General features: G+C 44.4%; 18 protein-coding genes and 1 pseudogene. 8 read left to right on the forward strand and 11 right to left on the reverse strand.

Annotation, left to right across the window (positions count from 1 at the left end):
- Positions 1–140: 140 nt before the first annotated feature.
- A pseudogene (locus ACE1AQ_RS12890) lies at positions 141–362 on the forward strand (Uma2 family endonuclease); the annotation flags it as partial.
- A gap of 52 nt (positions 363–414) precedes the next feature.
- Here the strand turns inward: ACE1AQ_RS12890 and ACE1AQ_RS12895 are convergent.
- Positions 415–948 (reverse strand): PEP-CTERM domain protein, encoded by a 534-nt coding sequence (locus ACE1AQ_RS12895; RefSeq protein WP_039899372.1) that lies wholly within the window; start codon positions 946–948, stop codon positions 415–417.
- Between the two features lie 442 nt (positions 949–1,390).
- On the opposite strand from ACE1AQ_RS12895, the gene ACE1AQ_RS12900 reads away from it, so the two are divergent.
- From ACE1AQ_RS12900 to ACE1AQ_RS12920, 5 genes are all read left to right on the forward strand, one after another.
- Positions 1,391–5,377, forward strand: coding sequence for a magnesium chelatase subunit H (locus ACE1AQ_RS12900; RefSeq protein ID WP_110544085.1), 3,987 nt, complete (start codon positions 1,391–1,393; stop codon positions 5,375–5,377).
- A gap of 60 nt (positions 5,378–5,437) precedes the next feature.
- On the forward strand, positions 5,438–6,037 hold the full coding sequence (locus ACE1AQ_RS12905) for a bZIP transcription factor (protein WP_110544082.1): 600 nt from the start codon (positions 5,438–5,440) through the stop codon (positions 6,035–6,037).
- Between the two features lie 7 nt (positions 6,038–6,044).
- Complete coding sequence (locus ACE1AQ_RS12910; RefSeq protein WP_110544080.1) at positions 6,045–6,554, forward strand: hypothetical protein; 510 nt, start codon at positions 6,045–6,047, stop codon at positions 6,552–6,554.
- A gap of 526 nt (positions 6,555–7,080) precedes the next feature.
- A complete protein-coding gene (locus tag ACE1AQ_RS12915; protein ID WP_110544076.1) occupies positions 7,081–7,584 on the forward strand; it encodes a hypothetical protein in 504 nt (167 codons plus the stop codon).
- Between the two features lie 8 nt (positions 7,585–7,592).
- Positions 7,593–7,820, forward strand: coding sequence for a type II toxin-antitoxin system HicB family antitoxin (locus ACE1AQ_RS12920; protein ID WP_008196685.1), 228 nt, complete (start codon positions 7,593–7,595; stop codon positions 7,818–7,820).
- Between the two features lie 511 nt (positions 7,821–8,331).
- Here the strand turns inward: ACE1AQ_RS12920 and ACE1AQ_RS12925 are convergent.
- From ACE1AQ_RS12925 to pilM, 4 genes are all read right to left on the reverse strand, one after another.
- Positions 8,332–10,458, reverse strand: coding sequence for a secretin N-terminal domain-containing protein (locus ACE1AQ_RS12925; RefSeq protein ID WP_106909525.1), 2,127 nt, complete (start codon positions 10,456–10,458; stop codon positions 8,332–8,334).
- Positions 10,459–10,531: 73 nt separating this feature from the next.
- Complete coding sequence (locus ACE1AQ_RS12930) at positions 10,532–11,323, reverse strand: pilus assembly protein (protein ID WP_374808537.1); 792 nt, start codon at positions 11,321–11,323, stop codon at positions 10,532–10,534.
- On the reverse strand, positions 11,320–12,090 hold the full coding sequence (locus ACE1AQ_RS12935) for a PilN domain-containing protein (protein ID WP_008196679.1): 771 nt from the start codon (positions 12,088–12,090) through the stop codon (positions 11,320–11,322). Before ACE1AQ_RS12935 ends, ACE1AQ_RS12930 begins: the two co-directional genes overlap by 4 nt.
- Before the next feature lie 9 nt (positions 12,091–12,099).
- Positions 12,100–13,215 carry a type IV pilus assembly protein PilM gene (gene pilM / locus ACE1AQ_RS12940; protein ID WP_008196678.1) on the reverse strand — a complete coding sequence of 372 codons (1,116 nt, stop codon included), beginning with the start codon at positions 13,213–13,215 and terminating at the stop codon, positions 12,100–12,102.
- A gap of 937 nt (positions 13,216–14,152) precedes the next feature.
- On the opposite strand from pilM, the gene ilvC reads away from it, so the two are divergent.
- The gene (ilvC, locus tag ACE1AQ_RS12945; RefSeq protein ID WP_008196674.1) at positions 14,153–15,145 is read left to right on the forward strand and encodes a ketol-acid reductoisomerase; all 993 of its coding nucleotides are present in this window, start codon (positions 14,153–14,155) and stop codon (positions 15,143–15,145) included.
- A 103-nt stretch (positions 15,146–15,248) separates the two neighbouring features.
- Here ilvC and ACE1AQ_RS12950 read toward each other — a convergent pair whose 3' ends face one another.
- The 3 genes from ACE1AQ_RS12950 to ACE1AQ_RS12960 form a co-directional block, all read right to left on the reverse strand.
- Positions 15,249–16,037, reverse strand: a complete 789-nt coding sequence (locus tag ACE1AQ_RS12950; protein WP_008196672.1) for a hypothetical protein — start codon at positions 16,035–16,037, stop codon at positions 15,249–15,251.
- Between the two features lie 99 nt (positions 16,038–16,136).
- Positions 16,137–16,922, reverse strand: coding sequence for a bifunctional 2-polyprenyl-6-hydroxyphenol methylase/3-demethylubiquinol 3-O-methyltransferase UbiG (locus tag ACE1AQ_RS12955; protein WP_008196670.1), 786 nt, complete (start codon positions 16,920–16,922; stop codon positions 16,137–16,139).
- 122 nt (positions 16,923–17,044) lie between these two features.
- Positions 17,045–17,584: a pentapeptide repeat-containing protein gene (locus ACE1AQ_RS12960; protein ID WP_008196668.1), complete on the reverse strand. Its 540-nt coding sequence runs from the start codon at positions 17,582–17,584 to the stop codon at positions 17,045–17,047.
- Positions 17,585–17,653: 69 nt separating this feature from the next.
- On the opposite strand from ACE1AQ_RS12960, the gene ACE1AQ_RS12965 reads away from it, so the two are divergent.
- Complete coding sequence (locus ACE1AQ_RS12965) at positions 17,654–18,271, forward strand: DedA family protein (RefSeq protein WP_002734739.1); 618 nt, start codon at positions 17,654–17,656, stop codon at positions 18,269–18,271.
- Between the two features lie 57 nt (positions 18,272–18,328).
- Here ACE1AQ_RS12965 and ACE1AQ_RS12970 read toward each other — a convergent pair whose 3' ends face one another.
- The 3 genes from ACE1AQ_RS12970 to menB form a co-directional block, all read right to left on the reverse strand.
- The gene (locus ACE1AQ_RS12970; protein ID WP_008196662.1) at positions 18,329–18,631 is read right to left on the reverse strand and encodes an RNA-binding protein; all 303 of its coding nucleotides are present in this window, start codon (positions 18,629–18,631) and stop codon (positions 18,329–18,331) included.
- 273 nt (positions 18,632–18,904) lie between these two features.
- Complete coding sequence (locus tag ACE1AQ_RS12975; protein WP_008196640.1) at positions 18,905–19,678, reverse strand: PEP-CTERM sorting domain-containing protein; 774 nt, start codon at positions 19,676–19,678, stop codon at positions 18,905–18,907.
- A gap of 283 nt (positions 19,679–19,961) precedes the next feature.
- The gene (gene menB / locus ACE1AQ_RS12980; RefSeq protein WP_008196637.1) at positions 19,962–20,795 is read right to left on the reverse strand and encodes a 1,4-dihydroxy-2-naphthoyl-CoA synthase; all 834 of its coding nucleotides are present in this window, start codon (positions 20,793–20,795) and stop codon (positions 19,962–19,964) included.
- Between the last annotated feature and the right edge of the window lie 377 nt (positions 20,796–21,172).

Here is a 21,172-nt window from a genome sequence, read left to right on the forward strand (position 1 = left end):
AAAGCCACTCTTAATCGTGTCTTGGAACGAAATAGAGGCTTTTAAAGACTGCGTACATGGAGAATTAAAACAAGAATTACCCTCGAAAAGCCTATTTTTCCACTAAGTATTTATGCTCATTGCAAAGGTGAGATGCTCCCGATAAATTCCGTTATTTTAGTCCTAAAGGTCAGTTAATCCCAACACCGGTCGAAGCCGCTATTCTGGAGAAACACGCGAAAGAATCTGAACGTCAACAAAAAGAACTGGCTTTACAGCAAAAGGAACATGAAAGACAACAAAAAGAACTGGCTTTACAAAAAATTGAGCAATTAACGGCAAGATTAAGAGAATTAGGCATTAATCCCGATGAAACCCTCTAGGGGTGCAAGGTGGTCAGTGAGTTTATCGAACTGCTTGCACCCTCACCTCTCATTAACCCCGTTTCTTACCTCTAGAAGCCAAGGCACCCAACCCTAACCCCAATAGGGCCACAACGCCACCCGGTTCAGGGGTGGATTGTACCGGTACCGGACCGGGAGTACCCAGCGTGATGTCATACTCTGATACACCTGATAGGGGGTCTATAAGCCCAGCGTATAAAGCGCCAAGAGGCTCTAATTTATAACCATCAGCATTGACACTGCTCCGAAAGTTAGCATCAATAATTGTTCCTGTCCCGTCGGTGCGAAAGGCCCAATCGTTTAAATTAGCTAGGGTAAAGGTGGTTGTCGAGGGACTAGAGGCTAAACCCGTAAAGGTGAGGGAAAACCCTTGCAGGCCATTGACGTTACCAGGAAAATTGATATTTGTATTCGGTGCTAACAAACTATCATCGATGTCAAAATAACCAGTTCCCGCAGAACCGTAGGTCAAAGGAACACGAACGGTAGCGGCTTGGGCAGCCAAGGAAAGAGTACTTAAACCGATGGCGGTAGCGGCAACAGCTACAGAGGTTTTTAAGGACATACAAAACAAAGAAAAAAACATTATCAGTTGCGAAAAATAACATAGGGGGGGGTAATGTCAAGTATTTTCAAGAAAATTAATATAATTTAATTAATTACAGAGAATTATCAGATCCTAACCCTGATCATCTTTGAACAGGGACATCTCCTCCGAGTTGCTATTTGTTACCACTTTTTATTAAAAAAGTCAATAGATTAAATATTAATTTTTGTAAAGAAAAGCCTGAGCAGTTACTCAGAAAGCTCTTTACCATCTGTTACAAAATATGGCAAGATATTTATCAAATTGTGTCAAAACCCAGAGTAAATGCTCATTGGGGTGACATTTTCTGATACAAAACAGAAACATATATATCTAAATACCTTAAACAAAGGGCGATCGTCATCTGATGACGAAAATCACTTCATACCAGACTCAGCAATCCTAAGGAGAACCATCATATATGTTCACTCACGTCAAGTCCACCATTCGTCACATAGTTCCCGACGCGTTGAATGGTCGATCGCTGGTCAAGGTGGTCTATGTCGTGCTAGAACCTCAGTACCAAAGTGCGCTGAGTAGTGCGGTCAGGGAAATCAACGCTAACAACCGGAAACTAGCGATCGAAATTAGTGGTTATTTAATCGAAGAACTGCGCGATGGGGAAAATTATCGCAATTTTCAAGAGGATGTAGCCAAAGCTAATATTTTCATTGCTTCTCTCATCTTTATCGAAGATTTAGCCGATAAAGTTGTGGCCGCTGTCAGTCCCCATCGGGATAAATTAGACGCAGCGATCGTCTTTCCCTCTATGCCCCAGGTAATGCGCTTAAATAAATTAGGCAGCTTTTCCATGGCCCAATTGGGACAGTCTAAGAGTGTCATCGCTAATTTTATGAAAAAGCGCAGGTCAAACTCTGGCGCTGGTTTCCAAGATGCGATGTTAAAGTTATTGCGAACTTTACCGCAAGTCCTGAAATACCTCCCCATGGAAAAAGCTCAGGACGCACGCAACTTTATGTTAAGTTTCCAGTATTGGCTAGGGGGTTCGGCAGAAAATTTAGAGAATTTCCTGTTAATGTTGGCCGATAAGTACGTCTTTGATAACAAGGATGACAGTGTAGTTTACAAAGAACCGGTAGTTTATCCAGATCTGGGTATCTGGCATCCTTTATCCATGAAAATGTTCGAGGATGTCAAGGAATACTTCGCTTGGTACAATAACCGCAGTGATATTGCCGATGACCTCAAAGACCCCTTAGCTCCCTGTGTTGGCTTAATTTTACAGAGAACTCACCTCGTTACTGGTGATGACGCTCATTATGTCGCTCTCGTGCAGGAATTCGAGTCTATGGGTGCGCGAGTCCTTCCCGTTTTTGCTGGAGGATTAGACTTTTCCAAACCCGTAGAAGAATACTTCTGGGATAAAAGCTTAAAAGGAGTAGAAGCGGTTGCCATCGTTGATACGGTAATTTCCCTGACGGGATTTGCTTTAGTGGGAGGTCCAGCGCGACAAGATCATCCGAAAGCGATAGAATCCTTAAAACGTCTCAATCGTCCCTATATGTGCGCGTTACCGCTAGTTTTCCAAACCACTCAGGAATGGGAAGAAAGCGATTTAGGTTTACACCCGATTCAAGTGGCGCTACAGATTGCTATTCCGGAATTAGACGGTGCGATCGAACCTATTATATTATCAGGCCGGGATGGGGCTACGGGTAAAGCGATCGCTTTACAGGACCGGGTGGAAGCGATCGCTCAACGGGCGCTAAAATGGGCTAACCTAAGAAAGAAACCGAAACTAAACAAAAAAGTCGCCATCACCGTCTTTAGTTTCCCCCCCGATAAAGGGAATGTGGGAACCGCAGCCTATCTAGATGTGTTCGGTTCTATCTACGAAGTGATGCAAGCGTTACAAAATAATGGTTATGACTTGCAGGACTTACCCGCATCTCCCCGAGAACTGATGGAAGCGGTAATCCATGATGCCACCGCACAGTACCATAGTCCGGAGCTAAATATCGCCTATCGGATGTCTGTACCTGAATACGAACGTTTAACCCCCTATTCCGTCCGTTTGGAGGAAAATTGGGGACCACCACCTGGACATCTCAACAGTGATGGACAAAATCTATTAATCTACGGGAAAGAATTCGGTAATGTCTTTATCGGGGTTCAACCCACCTTCGGTTATGAAGGGGATCCGATGCGTCTGCTCTTTTCTCGTTCTGCTAGTCCCCACCACGGTTTTGCGGCCTACTATACCTATCTCAATCAAGTCTGGAAAGCAGACGCGGTTCTCCATTTTGGCACCCACGGTTCTCTAGAATTTATGCCGGGGAAACAGATGGGAATGTCTGGGGAATGCTACCCGGATAACCTCATCGGAATGATTCCCAATCTCTACTATTATGCCGCTAATAATCCGAGCGAAGCGACGATCGCTAAACGTCGCAGTTATGCGGAAACCATCTCTTATCTCACTCCCCCCGCAGAAAATGCTGGACTTTACAAAGGGTTAAAAGAACTGAGCGAGTTGATCGGTTCCTACCAAACCCTGAAAGATAGTGGGCGTGGGGTGCAAATTGTCAATACTATTGTTGATAAATGTCGCTTAGTCAATCTCGACAAAGATATAAGTTTACCTGATGGTGATACTGCCCATCTCAGTCAAGAGGAACGGGATAATATCGTCGGTTCGGTCTATCGTAAACTGATGGAAATTGAATCGCGCTTACTTCCCTGCGGACTTCACGTTATTGGGAAACCCCCCTCGGCGCTCGAAGCGGTGGCAACTTTGGTCAATATTGCCAGTTTAGACCGGGAAGAGGACGATTTACTTTCCTTACCCCGAATTATTGCCAACAGCATCGGCCGGGATCTAGAGGAAGTTTATCGCAATAGCGATCGAGGTGTGTTAGAGGATGTGGAATTACTGCAAAACATCACCCTAGCGACTCGCGCTGCCGTCGCAACTTTAGTCAAGTCCCAAACCGACGCGGAAGGTCGGGTATCGATGCTTTCTAAGCTGAATTTCTTGAATATAGGCAAGAAATCGCCTTGGATCGAAACTTTACAGGAGATGGGTTATCCAAAAGTCGATCCGGTCGCGTTAAAACCCCTGTTTGAATACCTAGAATTCTGTTTAGAACAGGTCTGTGCCGATAATGAATTAGGGTCCCTATTAAAAGCATTAGAAGGAGAATATGTTCTTCCCGGTCCCGGTGGCGACCCCATCCGTAACCCCGGAGTTTTACCGACGGGTAAAAATATCCACGCTTTAGACCCCCAGTCTATCCCGACCCTAGCGGCGGTAAAATCGGCTAAAATCGTGGTGGATCGCCTGTTAGAACGGCAAAAACTGGATAATGGCGGTAAATATCCTGAAACCATCGCTTGTGTTCTCTGGGGAACTGATAATATCAAAACTTATGGGGAATCCCTAGCACAAATTCTCTGGATGGTGGGGGTTCGTCCTGTTCCCGATGCTTTGGGACGGGTGAATAAATTGGAATTGATTCCCCTAGAGGAATTAGGAAGACCGCGCATTGATGTGGTGGTCAACTGTTCTGGTGTCTTCCGGGATTTATTTATCAATCAGATGAACTTGCTTGACCAAGGGGTAAAAATGGCCGCGGAAGCAAATGAACCGATGGAGATGAATTATGTCCGTAAACACGCTATGGAACAAGCAAAAGAAATGGGTTTAACGGTTCGACAGGCAGCCACCCGCATCTTTTCTAATGCTTCCGGTTCCTATTCTTCTAACATCAATCTCGCGGTGGAAAATAGCAGTTGGGAAGATGAAAAAGAGTTACAGAATATGTATCTCAACCGCAAGGGTTTTGCTTTCGACTCCGATAACCCCGGGATGATGGCCGATAATCGTCAGTTGTTTGAAGCATCCTTAAAAACTGCGGAAGCGACTTTCCAAAACTTGGATTCTAGCGAGATTAGTTTAACCGATGTTTCCCACTATTTCGACTCGGATCCCACCAAAGTTGTCGCTAGTTTACGGGATGATGGCAAAAAACCGGCGGCCTATATTGCCGATACTACCACCGCTAATGCTCAGGTGCGTACTTTATCGGAAACCGTGCGCTTGGATACCCGCACCAAGTTACTCAATCCCAAATGGTACGAGGGAATGTTAAGTCACGGTTACGAAGGAGTCCGAGAATTATCGAAGCGTTTGGTTAATACCATGGGTTGGTCTGCAACTGCTGACGCGGTGGATAATTGGGTTTATGAAGATGTCAACACCACTTTTATTCAAGATGAGGAAATGTGTCAGCGTCTGATGAATCTCAATCCTAATTCTTTCCGCAAGATGGTGGGAACCCTGCTAGAAGTTAATGGTCGCGGTTACTGGGAAACTTCTCAAGAGAATTTAGACCGCTTACAGGAACTTTATCAAGAAGTGGAGGACCGTATCGAAGGAATCGAGTAGAATAGATAGATAAGACTTGAGAGACTGGCTAATCACCGGTCTCTTGAGTTTTGAACAAACATGAAAAATAACTTTTGGGGGTTAATCTGGTCTAGTTTTAACGAAATTCAAGGGGTTTTACTCGGTCTTCTTGGATTTTTAGGAGGTATTGCTTTAATTCGTTATCCCTTCAATACTTCTATTCCTCTAGATATAGTAATTGTTGTCAGTTTCTTCACCTTGCTGTTAATCGCTACTTTGTTAAGCGCTGTCAACACACTTCTTAGACAGAAACAAAAATTAGAGGCAGAAGTTAAGCAACTTCAGGAGGTAAACCAAAAGCTAGAGACTGAAATTAAACGGCGCATTATCCCTAAAATTCTAAGAGTTCAAAAGCATGCAAATAATAATATTCTATGCTTACTGGAAGCATCAGATTTATTCGCGGATAATATCTATATTTCTTTCTACTACACGGATGATGACGGGTTTGAAAATTTAATTGCAATAGGTTTCGTAAACGTGATCCAAAATGATGGAAAAATACAAGCTATTCTAAATCAGCCGTATCCTAACTATCAAAATATTATCGATGCCCTAGATGGAAACGATCCCAAATTAATTGAAAAAATAATCATCAAGCCTAGCATTCCTAGAAATTTCAATACCGGTCAACCCTAGAAGAAACATGGAAAACCTAACTGAAACGACATTATTATCGCCTAAAGGTACATTCCCCGCCCAGATAGTTAATATCCTTGATCCGTATCGATTAGTCATGAATCGAGGCGAACGAAATAGAATTCAAGTGGGTCGCCGAGTATTGATATACGGGATAAGTGAGGAAGAAATTATAGACCCTAATACGGGAGAATCTTTAGGGTTTCTCGAATTAGTAAGAGGTACGGGAAGAATTATTTTTGTTCAAGATAAAATATCTATTATAGAATCAGACAAAAAGCCAGACATAGATTTAAATAAACTTTATTATTTGATCAGAGAATATCATTTGCTGCAACCTAGAGACTTGTCTGAATTATCTTATATCCCTCCCTTGACTCCTTCTGGAATTGAATACTTAGCAAAGAAAGAGTTACAATCAAATAGAGAAAGAGAGTTAAAATCAATGATTGATAAATTAGGAGAAAGACTACCGTTTGAAAATCCTCAAGTTGGCGATCTAGTCAAGCCTATTTAATCGTTATAATCAAAAATTAGTCCGGTTGTGCATTTTATTCAGCAAAAAAAGGATTAAGAGGGTTTCTGTCGGCTTGTCGGGTTTCGTAGCCTCAACCCGACCTACTAATTTACTACTTTTTTGCCCGCACGAACACGACAACGATAATCTAGATTGGCACGATAAGTCCCCCCTATATCTAGAACAGAGACCAGACCATCCATAAAGTACCGTCTAGGAATAGAGTAATTTTGGGAAGAAATGTCACGATAGTATTTTTTTACCATAACACCCTCGTTTAAGTTATGTCTACCCCCTGATTCTAGCATTTTATCATACCAATTTTTTGAATTTATAAGAAATTATCACACTTAACCCATTTTTTACAGTTACAACACATAGCCACTACATTCGTACTATTAATGATCAAGGCAATTGACCGACCTTATCATTAAATCTTGACAAATATAAGTTTAAATTATAGCTATTGCGCCCTAAGAGCGATAATATTTAATATTAACCAGATTTATACCAAAGATAAATCATTATGGAAAACGTCACAGAAACTCACCTTTTATCTCCTAAAGGAACCTTTCCCGCCAAAGTTGTCAAAGTTATTGACGACTATAAATTAGTGATCAATAGAGGTGAAATTAGTGGAATTCGAGAAGGTCAAAGAATGTTAGTTTACAATACCAGCGAAGAAGAAATAACAGATCCTCAGACTGGTGAGTCTTTAGGCTATCTTGACTTAGTGAGAGGGACGGGGACAATTACTTTTGTTCAAGAAAAAATATCGATTTTACAATCGGATAGAACCAATAATAAAGGATCTAGATTGCTGGAGTTATTGCTTAAAGAACAAGAAACCCCGTCCGATTTGATAGGAAAATTCTTAACAAGAGCCGTAGGAGCGAATTCTAAGAACGATAAAAAGCCAATATCCGAGCTAATAAATCGTGAGTTGTTAAATAAACTGCTAGTATGGGAATTATCTGAAACGTTACCTTTTGAAAACCCTCAAATTGGCGACTCGGTTAGACCTATTTAGACCTATCGATGGAACAACAAATATTAGAATACTTTTTATCTCTTAAATATCCGATTTCAATTTATCCCGAAGAAGAAGGAGGATACACGGCGTTAATTCCAGATTTAGATGGTTGTATTACTCAGGGGGAAACTTTAGAGGAAGTGATGATTAATATTGAAGAAGCGAGAGAATTATGGATAGAGACGGTTTATTTTAGTGGTAAAAAAGAAATTACCATGCCTTCTAAAAGATAACTCAAAAAATACCAGAAACTTTCGTTCTTTCGAGTATTGTACCCCGCTCTTGATCGGATTTATCGCTCTTTTTGCGTAGGTTGGATTGAACAAAGTGAAACCCAACAACTGAGGGTTTCTGTCGGGTTTCGTAGCCTCAACCTGACCGACGAATTTACCCCTAGTATGTTTATACGGGGGAAGTGCAGATATTAGACATTCGCATTACATACATAGCGGTAAATGTCAATTAAATTTTACAAATCTATACAAATCAACAGACAATTTATCTGGGGTTTGCTGAATAATGGTAAAAACCTTGTGGGGTGAGACTCTTCGACCTTTTTGTCAATCCAAAAGTACCTGGCATGGGAGTGATCGGGGGAAAATTCAGGGACTTTTTCCCTGAAAATTAGGTAATTGACCCCCTCAAAATCGGTAAAACCCTACACCCCACCTGCCCCCCCGATGTCGGGGGGGTTGGGGGGGCCACACCCTGCCCGCACGAAAAACTTTTTGCCGCAAACCCTAATTACTGTCGCGGTTGTACGGGGAAACCTTGACGCTGAAGCATTTCCGCCGCATCTTGGCCCGGTTGATAGTTGATGCCGAGGGTAGAGGTGGCCGTATCTTCGATGATTTTGGGAGTGAGGAGAATAATCACCTCCGAGCGATCATTGCGATTGGTACGACTGCGGAATAAAGCCCCTAAAATGGGAATATCGCCTAAAACTGGCACTTTTGTCTCAGAACTCTGTTGGCGCTCTTGGATAATCCCGGAAAGAATTAAACTCTGTCCATCCCGGAGACGAATTAAACCAGAAGTTAATTCCCGACGAATCAGAGGGGTAAGGGTGTTGACCGTGAGACCACCGCTATCAAATCGAATTGGAGACCCCGGAGAGGCGATGGTAGGGCTAACCGACAGGGAAATAAAACCGTTATCATCCACCTGATCGACGTTTACCGCTAAAGTTAATCCAGCATCGGCCAGTACAGGGACAGTGGTGCGTTCGCCACTGAGAGGATCTACCTTTGTCTCGACACTTTCTAGCACTTTCTCGGTGAGCTTAACGGTGGCCTGTTGACCTTCCTGCACCACCAGCGAGGGATCAGTAAGAATCTTGGCATTTCCTGTCTGAATTGATGCTTGCAGGGTCATCAGGAATTTTTGGGGATATTGGAATAGGGTCGGGGGTTCGTAGGTGAAGACATCTGGTTTACCAGGTGTAGTGACTCCGGTGATGGGATTGAACGTGGCTGGCTCGCCTGGTGTAAATTCACTCAATCCGGGCTGAAAAGGGTTATTAAAGCGGCCAAAGCTGGGGCGGGTGTAAGGACTTATACTTTGGCTAAATTGATTAAAACCTTGCACAATATTGCTAAAGGGTGCATTCTGAATGTCAAGAAAAGGTTGAATTTCTGCTGTCCCCGTACCCGATATGATATCGAAAATCGGCACAACAGGCTGTGCAAAAGCCCCCGGTTTGCTTACGGTCCCGGCACCTGGTGGGTTCATATTACCAAAGTTCAGCACTGCCGCCCCGTTATCTTGAACGAAGAAACCATCGTTAAACCCGAAGGAAAAACTACTGTTAAAACGGTCTGTATTGAGTAGGTTGATATCGATAACTTTGACATTAACCACCACCTGACGGCGACGGGCATCCAGTTGGGTTAATAGAGATGTGGCAATTTGGACTTGCCGCGCTTCGCCGATTAAATTGATAGAATTAAGGCGATCATCGGCGGCAATTCTTAAACCGGTTAAAAGTAGGGCAGCCCTTGAGCCTTCTGTATTTTGGGGTTTCAGTGCCTCTAGGGTGGCGGGAACATCCCGGCGACCGATGACTCGTCCGGTGAGGGGATCGACGATATCCTCGGTTTTGGTAACTAAACGCTGGTATTCTGCCCCTTGGGTGGCGAGGAAAGTGGCGGCATTAACGGCCTTAACTTGGTTGAGACGCAGGGTGCGGCTAATCAAATTACGAGCGCCTTGGGGTAATTGCGCCCCGACAAAGATAGTTGTCCCCTGACGGTTGGCCTGGAGTCCGGAAATTAACAGCACGGCGTTAAAAATATTTTCCACCGATTCGTTAGTAAATTCCAAGGAAACTGTCTGAGAAGTGGCGTTAGTTTCCCCCTGGGCGCTGGTGAAAACGACGTTATAACCGGCATAGTTAGCAAGGGTCATTAACACTTCTCTAGCGGAAGCTTCCCGCAATAAAACACGAGGTACAGTGATATTACGCTCGAATTTGACCTTTTCGGCACTAGCATCGATGTTAGAGATGGCAATGTCTCCCACCGGTGGGGCGACAGCCCGAGGCAGGGTGGGAACACCGGGGGCTTGGGGTGCGCCCTGAATGATAATTTCGGGGTTGGGGACAAGGGGCGCACTTTGGGCGAGCAGTTTTTCCCTGGCTAAAATGCGATCGCTGATTTCCTTTTCTACGGCCGCACTGGAAGGGACAAGCTGATTTGGCGATTTTTGTAAATTTTCTTGACTAAGCCCTTGGGAAAATTCAATTTTTGATGTATCCGATTTTAATTCTGAACCATGGAAGGATTCTGGGGTTGCGGCCAGGGCGCTCAGGGGAGCCATCAATAAAAACGAGGCAATTTGGGGGATAAACAGGGCATAACGGGACGGATTCACTTTAACTTCACTCCTCAACGATTAGGGGATTCAACGGACAAAAAACGCAATACTCACACCGGATTGAAGACTATTATGGGGACGGACTAGCGGGGGGTTTACCTTTGGCGGGGGGTTTACCTTCAGCAGCTGGGGGTGGTACTAATTTCGCCAGTTCTTTGGCACTGAGAGGAATAATCACATCGAGAAGAAAAGTCGTGGTCACGGGTTGATCCGGTTCGGGGACGATAGTGGCTTTATTGTTACCGGTACTAACCACTTTAACCGCCGCTCCTTGCTTTTCCATCTGGGTATTGAGACTGTTTAGCAAAATCAGTGGCTGTAATCTTTCTAAATCCCGAATCACCTCTTGAGTGTTAGTATAGTTCCCCTCCATCTTGACGTTAAAAGTTTGACGTTTGAGCTTATTATTAGCCGCACTACCGAGGGAACCATCGGAGACCACCACCGGCTCTAGTCGTTGGGGTTGAAAACTAATCAGCTTAACATTGCGAGACTTAAAGATATTACTAATATCTAAGAGAATAGTGCTTAAGTCCTTTTCTTTAGCAAAAAGCGACAGTATTTGCCCTTTAATAGCTTCCTTTTCTTGCAACTGACTCTCTATTTTTTGGAATTCTGCGGCACTGAGACCGGTTTTTTGTTGATCTACCTGTTGTTGTTTGTCGGCTGCATCGTTTTGCAACTGTTGCAAGGCATTATAAGCGGGCATCACCCAGTTAAAAAGCAGATAGAAAGAGCCAAGTAAACCCACCACAGCGACAGCGATGCCACTATTGCGGGGAGTAAAAGTTATCCCGAAAGCGACGGGATACTCGTCAAATTCCTCTAATTCCCGATCCTCAAATTCTTCGGTAAAGGTCATGGTTGAATGGCTCCTTGGCGTTTGAGAGTATTAATCCTAGTGATAACTCCGATCGCTCCATTCCTGGCGAGATTGGGCAGTTGTTCAGTGGTGGGACTATCACTTAATTGGGCGATGATCACAAATTGAACCACTTGGGGGAAAGTAACATTAATATTTTTGTACTGATTGTCCACCTCTACGGGTAAATCGGCCAGGGCAGCACTTTCGATCACCGTTTGCCTACCCTGTAAAAAAGGAGAAGCTTGTAGGGTTAAGAGATAATCATTGACTGCTTCGTAATTACTGGCAAAACCACTGATTTTTAAGCGCGTAGCCAGATTCGGTTGCCCTTGATTGCGGACTGAGGGAAACTCCACCTGTTGCACACTGGTTAGCTGGACAGTAGGGGGAGTTTGTTGACGAATTTCTTGGAGAATGGCTGACCAAGGCCTAATCTGATTAAATACACCTACCAGAGCTTTATTGTCTCCTTCCACCGCCTTTAATTGCGCTCTCAGGTCTTCTAGCTTTTTACTTTGGACTTGCAGTTGACCTAATTCCCTGTCCAGTTGCTGAATTTTGGCCTGAGTTTCGCTGGTTTGCCAACCGACGATTAAACCGAGTGATCCCGTCAGTGCCAATAATCCGGCCCCCACTCCCACACCGATCAACAGGGGTGTTTGTTTACGCAGATTAATAGTGGTGGAAATCTTGGCCGCAGCGGTTTCTTTGCCCGTTTGGTTAAGATGGCGATCCTTAAGAAAATTAACGTCAAGACTATACATAATTTTTCTCTATAACTCCCGTAATCCTAAACCGAGAACTGTTCCTAATCCTGGTCTTTCGGTATTAGGAATCTCTTGAGTTGTGTCTAAGTTCAGTGATGCGATCGGATCGATGGCCATGGTGGGGACGCTGAGACGTTGAGTAAAATATTCGTCTAGTTGTGCTAAACCGCCCCCGGGACCGGCTAAAAGTAACTGGACGATTTCCAGTTCATCACTTTGGTTAAGATAGAAATTAATCGATCGCCGCAATTCATCGGTTAATTCCCCTAAAACCCGCATCAGTGCCGTCATCCCGGCGTTAGTAGCCGCTCCGGAAGTGCCGGTATTGCTGCTCAGACTATCAAAGGCAGTAATCGGGATTGTCATACCCAAAAGCACCTCAGGACTGCGGGAGGTGGGCAAATTCATCGCCCTAGAGAGGGCATTTTGTAGCTGGAAAGTGCCAATGGGGACAGTGCGGGAAAATTGGGGAACGCCGTCCACCACGATGGCAATTTCCGTGTTATCAAATTCTATATCAACAATAACGGCAGCTTCATTGGAACTAAACTGTCGCAAATGTTCGCGAATCGTCCGAATTAGGGCAAAACTATTAATTTCTAGCACATCTACCTGTAATCCCGCCTGTTGGAAGGTTTCCATATAGGCATCGGTAATCTCCCGACGAGTGGCTACCAGCAAAACCTGCACTTTTTCGATCCCGTCTTCATCCTGAAAGTAGCCCAGTTTTTGGTAGTCGAGATCCACTTCCTCGCGAGGATAGGGAAGGTATAAACTAGCCTCATGATTTAAGACCAGATCGCGCAATTCCTGATCGTCCAATTCCGAGGGAATCGGGATAATCCGGATAATTGACTCGCGCATCGGCACACCAGTGGCGACTCGTTTGCTGTTAATTTTATTTTCCTTGAGGACTTCTTGGATTAATTCCGCTAAAGCGGGAGAATCGACGATTTTTCCCGCCTCAAAGATGCCTTCCGGGATATCCGACCAGCAATATTTAACTAATTGATAATTTTGTCCCTGTTTGGCGATCTGAGCGACGTTAATCCGTTCTGGGGTAATCTCTAACCCAACACCTTGATTTTTTTTTGTCAATAGCTTCTTTAAAAAACTTACCATAGATTTTCTGGGGCAGACCTAAGGGGATTGGTGATTAACAAAGCCAATAATTTTTTGACCTGATTTTATCTAGGGTCGATCAAGGCAGTAAATCAGTCTATAAACGATCCTAACTGGGTAAATCAGCCAGAAAAGGTGAAAATCGAGGAGGAGAGCCGCTATTTCTGCACTAATATTAACCCGATTATCTCTGTTCCGATCGAGGTTAATCTTAACTGGATAGGAGAAGGGGAAGTGCTTAATGATAGTGATATTGTAATCAATTTTGCTGAAAGAACCAAGTCCACGTCAAAATTTTGCCATCATACCCCCCCTTTCCCTAGGGCTGATTCATTCTCCGAATCTAATTCTTTGGTTCTTCTGGTTTCTGTGTGGAAACGAGGTCTATACTGATAGAATATCCGCCAAATAGCGATTAAAGTCTTGCCCGATAAGCATTTCACCTTACATAAGCAAAAATTATCACACAAAGTCGAGAAGAGCCATTCTCTTCTTTATTTTTGCTACCTTTAATCGCTTATGAGGCAAGCAAAGCACGGCGTTTTTAAAAATTTTCAGATATATATTTCCGAGAAATCGACTAAAAACGTTGTCAGATAAGGATTTGAGAGAATGACATTTGAGAGAATGAAACGACCCTACCCCTTCTCCACACCCTGACTGGAAAGAGGTGTCGGGTGTGGGGTGTGGGGTGTAGGGAAAGAAACCTCTTTCATCTGTGGGGGTGAAAATTTTTTCATCGGGACTGCCTCCAGGAAAAACTTTTTCGGCAAATCCCTGGTTAGATTAGCCAATTATCTCGAGAAAATTGCCATTTTTCTAGGCACTATTTTTTCCTGACTCCTGGAAACCGGCGATCAAATGCTTCTGACGAGCGTGATTTTCCCGTATAATTAGGAGTTTGCACAGTGACAAAAGAAGTTAAGGAGCGAGTTCAATGGCACGAATGTACTATGACGAGGATGCCAATTTAGATTTATTAGCGGGAAAAACGATCGCTATTATTGGTTATGGTTCCCAGGGTCATGCCCACGCATTAAATCTCAAGGATAGTGGCGTTAATGTGATTGTTGGTCTATATCCAGGCAGTAAATCGGCCATCAAAGCCAAAGAAGCCGGTATTCCGGTTTATGATGTGGCCGAAGCCGCTAAAATTGCCGACTGGATCATGATCCTCTTACCGGATGAAGTGCAGAAAACGATTTATCTCAACGAAATTGCTCCCAATTTAAGCGCAGGCAAGGTGTTATCTTTTGCCCACGGCTTTAATATTCATTTTGGTCAAGTGGTTCCCCCGGCTAACGTCGATGTGGTTATGGTCGCCCCCAAAGGACCGGGCCATCTCGTCCGTCGCACCTACGAACAAGGTCAAGGAGTCCCCTGTTTATTTGCCGTCTATCAAGATGCTACCGGGCAAGCACGCGATCGGGCGATGGCCTACGCTAAAGGTATCGGTGGCGCTCGGGCCGGGGTTTTGGAAACCACTTTCCGCGAGGAAACAGAAACCGACCTTTTTGGCGAACAAGCAGTATTATGCGGCGGTTTAAGCGCTCTAATTAAAGCCGGCTTTGAAACCCTCGTAGAAGCCGGTTATCAGCCCGAATTAGCCTATTTTGAGTGTTTACACGAAGTGAAACTGATCGTCGATCTGATCGTCGAGGGCGGTTTGGCCAAAATGCGCGATAGTATTTCCAATACAGCCGAGTACGGTGACTATACTCGCGGTCCGCGGGTGGTGACGGAAGCGACTAAGGCCGAAATGCGAAAAATCCTCCTGGAAATTCAATCGGGACAATTTGCCAGAGAGTTTGTCCTCGAAAATCAAGCAGGTAAACCGGGGTTCACCGCTATGCGTCGTCAAGAAGCAGAACATTCCATCGAAGAAGTCGGCCAAGATCTGCGGGCGATGATGAGTTGGCTAAAACGCTAGTTCTCTTTTTTTTCCCTGGAGGTTGGGACGCAACCAGGCAATTCTTGCCCTTGCGTCCCTCCCGACACCCGATCCCCCAATCCCCAAAAGGAAAACTTCCTATTTAGTAGATCGCCTCCCGTGATTTGACCAGACCGATCGCCCGTAAACCGGCAATGACACCACAACCGATCACCATACCGACAAAGGAACGAATCAGATTTTCTACGGGAATGATCGGAATTAAAGCGATCCAGACTTCTTCGGGCCAGTTAAAAATCGAGTAGGTAATGGCCACGGCCCCTAAATGGGAGAGGCCGCTGGCGGTCCAAGTCCCCCCAAAAATTCCCGCCGCTACTAGGGCAAAATTGCTACCTTTGATCCAATGGGTAAACAGAGTCCGGGTTGGTAGGATAAATAATACCAAGGCCGACCAATCGACGAAAGCCCCAGCGATAAAGACTCGTGGCGAAATGCCATTCAGTCCGATCGCCCGGTTAGCGTAGATAAACAGGGGAATCAGAAAAATTAACGTTAATCCTAACCACCAATAACGGCGTTTTTTGCCGAAAACCATTGTTCCCGCCACAAAACTAGACAAAATCGCCCCAAAGACCGAAATAGCGGGGATTCCTGCCGTGTAGGGGGCAAGGAAAGCCCCAATTAAAGCCCCGATGCCACTAGCGATCGCCCCAGCGATCGGGCCGAGTAACCAACCCAAAAGGGGAAAAACCGCTTGACTGAGGGGCATACTACCGCCGGAAGCGAGGACAATGGAGAAGGGAATAAAAGAAAGGGTAGTGACAATGGCCGCTAAGACGACAATATAGGCGATCGGAGCCCCATCAATAGCGGCACTACTGACAGCTTCTACTTTGCGTTCTTCCCCTTCGGGGATAATATCTAAGGTCATAAGCTGTTAAGAATTTAAATTGCTTGTTGGGATCAGGCAAGAGGCAAGAGGCAACCCCCCCCGACGTCGGGGGGGGTTGGGGGGGCAGATTTCAGCCTATCAACCTCTGGTTTGATTTTCTTCGGGCAATGCTTGATTTTTTCGATAACAGCGCACGGTAATGTGATAGGGATGAAAAATCTCTAGGAAATCTTTTTGTAGGGTTTGAAAAAAGCTCTCAATAATTTTGGGATCGTCGAGATGAAAGGGATATTCTTGATTAAAACCTTTGAAAAAATACCAGTTAATAATTAGCTTTCCTCCCGGGTTTAACCAGTCATAAAACTTTTTAAGTTGGGCTGTAGGTGAGGGCAAATGCTCGATGACATCTAAACAGATAATCGTGTCAAATTTTAGCTGATCGGGAATTTCTGTATAGAATGAGAGCTTATTAGCATCGAGATTTAATTGCTTGGCACGAAAGCGAACAAATTCATGATGTAGGGGATTAAGATCGCAATAGATCACCTGTTCAACCCTAGAATTCATCGCAGCAGCTAGGGCATGAGTACCGATTCCGCCACCAAAATCTAAGACTTTTCCGCTACCGTAATCATCAATTAATCTCAGGGTTTCCCCGATATATTCTTGACTGGATAAATGCCAAGCGGATAATTCAAATAAATAGGTTTCTTTGACTTTTTCCTGATAGAAATAATCTGGATTTGTCCAAGAAAAGTCTTGATGAGCTAAGGCCGCTAAGGCATCTTTTGCTATGGCTAATTTTGTTTGTAAAATTTCTTGGTCTAATTGTAAAAAGTTTTGTAGATGTGACTCCAAATCAAAGGAATTGCGCTTGAATTCCGCCACCGAGGGGGATGATAGCAGGGAAGAATCTCGATTCATATATAAAGTGAGGCCGGGGAGAATTAACTAAAAAACAGTCTCTTATTATCCCACAATTTGCCCAAATTATACTGGCAAGTTTTCCTTAAAACAGTAGAGCCAGCTTTTGGCCTATCAGCCATTTAGGTTAATCCTGTCCCTTCTAAACAAGCTCGCTCGAAAATTGCCCCCGTGGTTACTGCCGAGGCTAAACTAGCACAAAGAAGATTGGCATCAGTAAAATTTGTTCCCCGTAAAACCGCCCCGAAAAAAATTGCTTCCTCTAAATCGGTGGCCGATAGATCTGCCCCAGACAGATTAGCGCTAGTAAAATCCGCTTGGGTTAAAATCGCCCCGACAAAACTCACTCCCCGGCCATCGACCCCGCGAAAATCCGCCCCGGACAAATCTAGATGATTAAAAACCGCCCCGGCTAAAAAAGCACCGGCCAAACTTGCCCCAGTTATGATCGCATCGAGGAGAATTGCCCCGCGTAAATCGGCATTCCGAAAATCTGCTCCCCTTAAATTTGCTCCTGTCAGGTCAGCACCGCGTAAATTTGCCCGTAAATTCGCCCCTGCTAGGTCTGCACCCGCTAAATCAGCCCCTGCCAAATTCATACCCGCTAAATCTTTTATCTGACCCTGACGAATTGCTAATAAATCAATACTGGGAAAAGTCATCTTCAGCCACGGTTAAACACTGTAAAAATATCTTAGAATATTCGTAAACCTTTGTTAAGAAAGCGCTCCATGTCCCTAGAGCTATTATCCCTAGAAAATATTGAAGAAATCGCCCACCAATACGGATACTGGGCAGTATTTATCGGCATCACCCTCGAAAATACGGGGATTCCCATCCCGGGAGAAACCATCACCATTGTCGGCGGCTTCCTTGCCGGCAGCGGTGATTTAAATTATTGGTTAGTTTTAGTCAGCGCAATTACAGGAGCAGTTTTAGGCGATAATTTTGGCTATTGGCTCGGTCGCGCCGGGGGTTGGCCGTTTTTGTTAAAAGTTGGCAAATTCTTTCGGATTCCCCCCCAAAAACTAGAATTAGCCAAGGATCAATTTAGTAAAAATGCACCCCGGGCGGTCTTTTTCGGTCGCTTCGTCGCCCTGTTAAGAATCTTTGCAGGTCCCATGGCGGGAATTGCCCGAATGCCCTACGGTCGCTTTTTTCTCTGTAATCTTGGTGGGGCGACGGTGTGGGCGACGATTATGGTGACATTATCTTTCTTTTTAGGACGTTTGTTCCCCTTGCACCAGTTAGTTAGTTCTATGGCTCGTTTTGGTATCTTGGCTTTAATTATCGTCCTTGCCTGGACAATCATCCACCCCATCCTTGAGTCACGGAAAACGGCGGTTTAAGGCCAGAAGAGAGCGGTTATTTCCGATAACCGCTTCTGGAATTTTCCAAGAATCTCTTTAACGTTCGCGGCGGCCGAAGTTTTTGCGCTCACCACCGCCACCACCGCCAAAATTATCTTCTTTGGGACGGGCTTTGTTGACCCTCATCTTTCGTCCCATCCATTCGGCCTCGTTCAGAGTTTCGATCGCTTTTGCTTCTTCCTCATCGGAGGACATTTCCACAAAACCAAAACCGCGCATTTTACCAGTTTCCCGATCTACGGGCAAGTAAACGCGAATAACCGTGCCATATTCAGCGAATACATCGTGCAAGTCCTCTTTCGTGACTTCATAAACCAGATTACCAACGTAAATCGTCATGGATTGTCTCCCAAGATCACAGCCATTTTGAGAAGGAGATCGGACACAACCCAGTCAAGGCCATCAGGGAAAAACCGCTTCTGTTTGAAACCAATGCTGCTACCGAACCTAACTACTCTCTTTAAACTAGCATAGCTGATCAGTGGGAGTATGGAGTATTAATAGCATTTTTCTTTATTCGTCGCCCTCCCCCTCTCCCTCTCCCTCTCCCAGAAAGGGAGAGGGAGAGGGCAATTAACCATCTCTGCCATTGCTTGCTTGTGAAAAATCGCGTTAGGCGGCATTATCTTGGGAATCTTTCATCCCTAAAGGCTGAGATTTTTTCTTGAATGTGGCCATGGCACCTCCAAGAGTTAAAATTGCCAACACTGTGCTAGGCTCTGGTATAGCTTGTGAACTGATACCGATACTTATTTCGTTTAAATTAGGTTCAAAGGCTTGTGAAGCGATACCGATACTTCTTGCGTTTAAATTAGGTTCAAAGGCTTGTGAAGCGATACCGATATTTCCTATAACGTTTAAATCAGGTTTAAATACTTGTGAACCAATGCTTTTTCCGTTTAAATTAAGAGAAGCAACAAACCCATCCCCTGCAACTAAACCATCTGTGTCCAATGACAAGGATAAATAGGCAGCTAGTATATCTGAACGGGTAATTTTGAAGTTAAAGGGTACAAAGCCATTGGTTATAGCAAAAGCATTGGAACCAGCTAAGGTCAGATCAATACCATCTGCTGGGATCGCGCCAGGGGGAGTTGTAAATTTAGAAGAGGATTGTGATGACAATTTTTCAAAGAACAATGTAATTATTATCTTCCCCCGAGGAGTCAGAACAATATATATGATCTTGTGAATACGAATTGGTCTCGGTCTTCGAGAATTATCAATTCTGAAACTTAAATCAAAAGTATCGCCAGGCTTAAAAGTAGAGGGCAAAAAGCGAGAAAACTCACTTTCGTAACTGACGATAGCCGCATCTGCTTTGGCACTATTAAGCAATGCTAAACTGACGCCCAATGCAACACCTAATGCAGGGAGTTTTTTCATGCTGATATGAAGTTTTTGTAAGTTGACGTGAAACGATGATAGGTATTTTTACTTGATCTGTCAAGCAATTTTTAGTAAGTTCAATATTTCTGATTGAATATCATTCTATTGATAAGATATATGGCATTGAAATTTTAATAGCAATTTCAGCGAGAAGATAGCCTGCGAGCCTGAATCTGAAGCGGCAGCCAAGCTTTTAGCTATCAGCCGTCAGCTTTTTTCTCCCCAACTTCCCCACTCCCCACTGATCACTGTTTACTGATCACTGTTTACTGCTCACTGATTAGGGTAGCCAAGGATATTGACTAAAATCGGGGGGACGTTTTTCCAGGAAAGCCTGTTTACCTTCGGCTCCTTCGGCGGTCATATAGTAGAGTAAAGTGGCATTGCCCGCTAACTCCTGTAAACCCGCTTGACCATCACAATCAGCATTAAAAGCCGATTTTAGGCAGCGAATCGCCAAGGGACTTTTTTCGAGGATTTCTAGAGACCATTTAATCCCCTCCTGCTCTAATTCCTCTACCGGGACGACATGGTTAACCAAACCCATTTCTAAAGCTTGTTGGGCGTTATACTGCCGACAAAGAAACCAAATCTCGCGAGCTTTTTTCTGACCCACTACCCGGGCCAGATAACTAGAGCCAAAACCGCCGTCAAAACTACCCACTTTCGGACCGGTCTGACCAAAAACGGCGTTATCCGCTGCTAAGGTTAAATCACAAACCAAGTGTAAAACATGACCGCCCCCGACCGCATAACCCGCCACCAGCGCGATAACTACCTTGGGGATGGAGCGAATTAATTTCTGTAAATCCAGCACATTGAGCCGGGGTACGCCATCATCGCCAATATAACCCGCCTGACCGCGCACCGTCTGATCGCCGCCAGAACAAAAAGCATATTTGCCGTCGTTGTGGGGACCAGCACCCGTGAGCAATACTACCCCAATGCGGGCATCCTCGCGAGCATCACAGAAAGCGTCGTAAAGCTCAAAAACTGTCTTCGGACGGAAGGCATTACGCTTATGGGGGCGATTGATGGTAATTTTGGCGATTCCCCCCCATTTATGGTAAAGAATATCCTCGTAGGTTTTGACGGATTGCCATTCAACGCTCATAGTCTCGGTTATAGGCACAGCTTTTTTACCTTACCTCATTTTGTCGCCCACTTTGAAGCCTGGAGCGCCCGAAGAGGGGAATGGATAGTTGACCGACAAGGTTTAAAGCTGATTCTCTTATTGATATTTTCTGAGTATTGATTGAAAATATATTGATACTATTTGCTAACTTTAAAGAGCTACAAATATGAGTACAATTAATAAAACTAAGCTTGAATCATTAGAGTTTTATTTGGAATTATAGCACTTCTTGGAGCTATGAGGTACAATGAAAAGCAAATAGACAAATAATAGAACTCGCCAGCTTCCTATGAGACCCTATTCCGTAGATTTTCGCCAAAAAATTATCGATGTCTGGAAGAAAGAAAAAATTTCTA

Source organism: Microcystis sp. BLCC-F209, from assembly GCF_041928595.1.
In the GTDB taxonomy this organism is placed as follows: domain Bacteria; phylum Cyanobacteriota; class Cyanobacteriia; order Cyanobacteriales; family Microcystaceae; genus Microcystis.

What these genes read in the sequence shown, in the direction of transcription:
- ACE1AQ_RS12970 (WP_008196662.1), bottom strand. Translation starts at nt 18,631, where the DNA reads ATGACGATTTACGTTGGTAATCTGGTTTATGAAGTCACGAAAGAGGAC.
- ACE1AQ_RS12900 (WP_110544085.1), top strand. Translation starts at nt 1,391, where the DNA reads ATGTTCACTCACGTCAAGTCCACCATTCGTCACATAGTTCCCGACGCG.
- ACE1AQ_RS12915 (WP_110544076.1), top strand. Translation starts at nt 7,081, where the DNA reads ATGGAAAACGTCACAGAAACTCACCTTTTATCTCCTAAAGGAACCTTT.
- ACE1AQ_RS12920 (WP_008196685.1), top strand. Translation starts at nt 7,593, where the DNA reads ATGGAACAACAAATATTAGAATACTTTTTATCTCTTAAATATCCGATT.
- ACE1AQ_RS12905 (WP_110544082.1), top strand. Translation starts at nt 5,438, where the DNA reads ATGAAAAATAACTTTTGGGGGTTAATCTGGTCTAGTTTTAACGAAATT.
- ACE1AQ_RS12930 (WP_374808537.1), bottom strand. Translation starts at nt 11,323, where the DNA reads ATGACCTTTACCGAAGAATTTGAGGATCGGGAATTAGAGGAATTTGAC.
- ACE1AQ_RS12910 (WP_110544080.1), top strand. Translation starts at nt 6,045, where the DNA reads ATGGAAAACCTAACTGAAACGACATTATTATCGCCTAAAGGTACATTC.
- ACE1AQ_RS12935 (WP_008196679.1), bottom strand. Translation starts at nt 12,090, where the DNA reads ATGTATAGTCTTGACGTTAATTTTCTTAAGGATCGCCATCTTAACCAA.
- pilM (WP_008196678.1), bottom strand. Translation starts at nt 13,215, where the DNA reads ATGGTAAGTTTTTTAAAGAAGCTATTGACAAAAAAAAATCAAGGTGTT.
- ACE1AQ_RS12965 (WP_002734739.1), top strand. Translation starts at nt 17,654, where the DNA reads ATGTCCCTAGAGCTATTATCCCTAGAAAATATTGAAGAAATCGCCCAC.
- ACE1AQ_RS12950 (WP_008196672.1), bottom strand. Translation starts at nt 16,037, where the DNA reads ATGACCTTAGATATTATCCCCGAAGGGGAAGAACGCAAAGTAGAAGCT.
- ACE1AQ_RS12975 (WP_008196640.1), bottom strand. Translation starts at nt 19,678, where the DNA reads ATGAAAAAACTCCCTGCATTAGGTGTTGCATTGGGCGTCAGTTTAGCA.
- menB (WP_008196637.1), bottom strand. Translation starts at nt 20,795, where the DNA reads ATGAGCGTTGAATGGCAATCCGTCAAAACCTACGAGGATATTCTTTAC.
- ACE1AQ_RS12955 (WP_008196670.1), bottom strand. Translation starts at nt 16,922, where the DNA reads ATGAATCGAGATTCTTCCCTGCTATCATCCCCCTCGGTGGCGGAATTC.
- ilvC (WP_008196674.1), top strand. Translation starts at nt 14,153, where the DNA reads ATGGCACGAATGTACTATGACGAGGATGCCAATTTAGATTTATTAGCG.
- ACE1AQ_RS12960 (WP_008196668.1), bottom strand. Translation starts at nt 17,584, where the DNA reads ATGACTTTTCCCAGTATTGATTTATTAGCAATTCGTCAGGGTCAGATA.
- ACE1AQ_RS12895 (WP_039899372.1), bottom strand. Translation starts at nt 948, where the DNA reads ATGTCCTTAAAAACCTCTGTAGCTGTTGCCGCTACCGCCATCGGTTTA.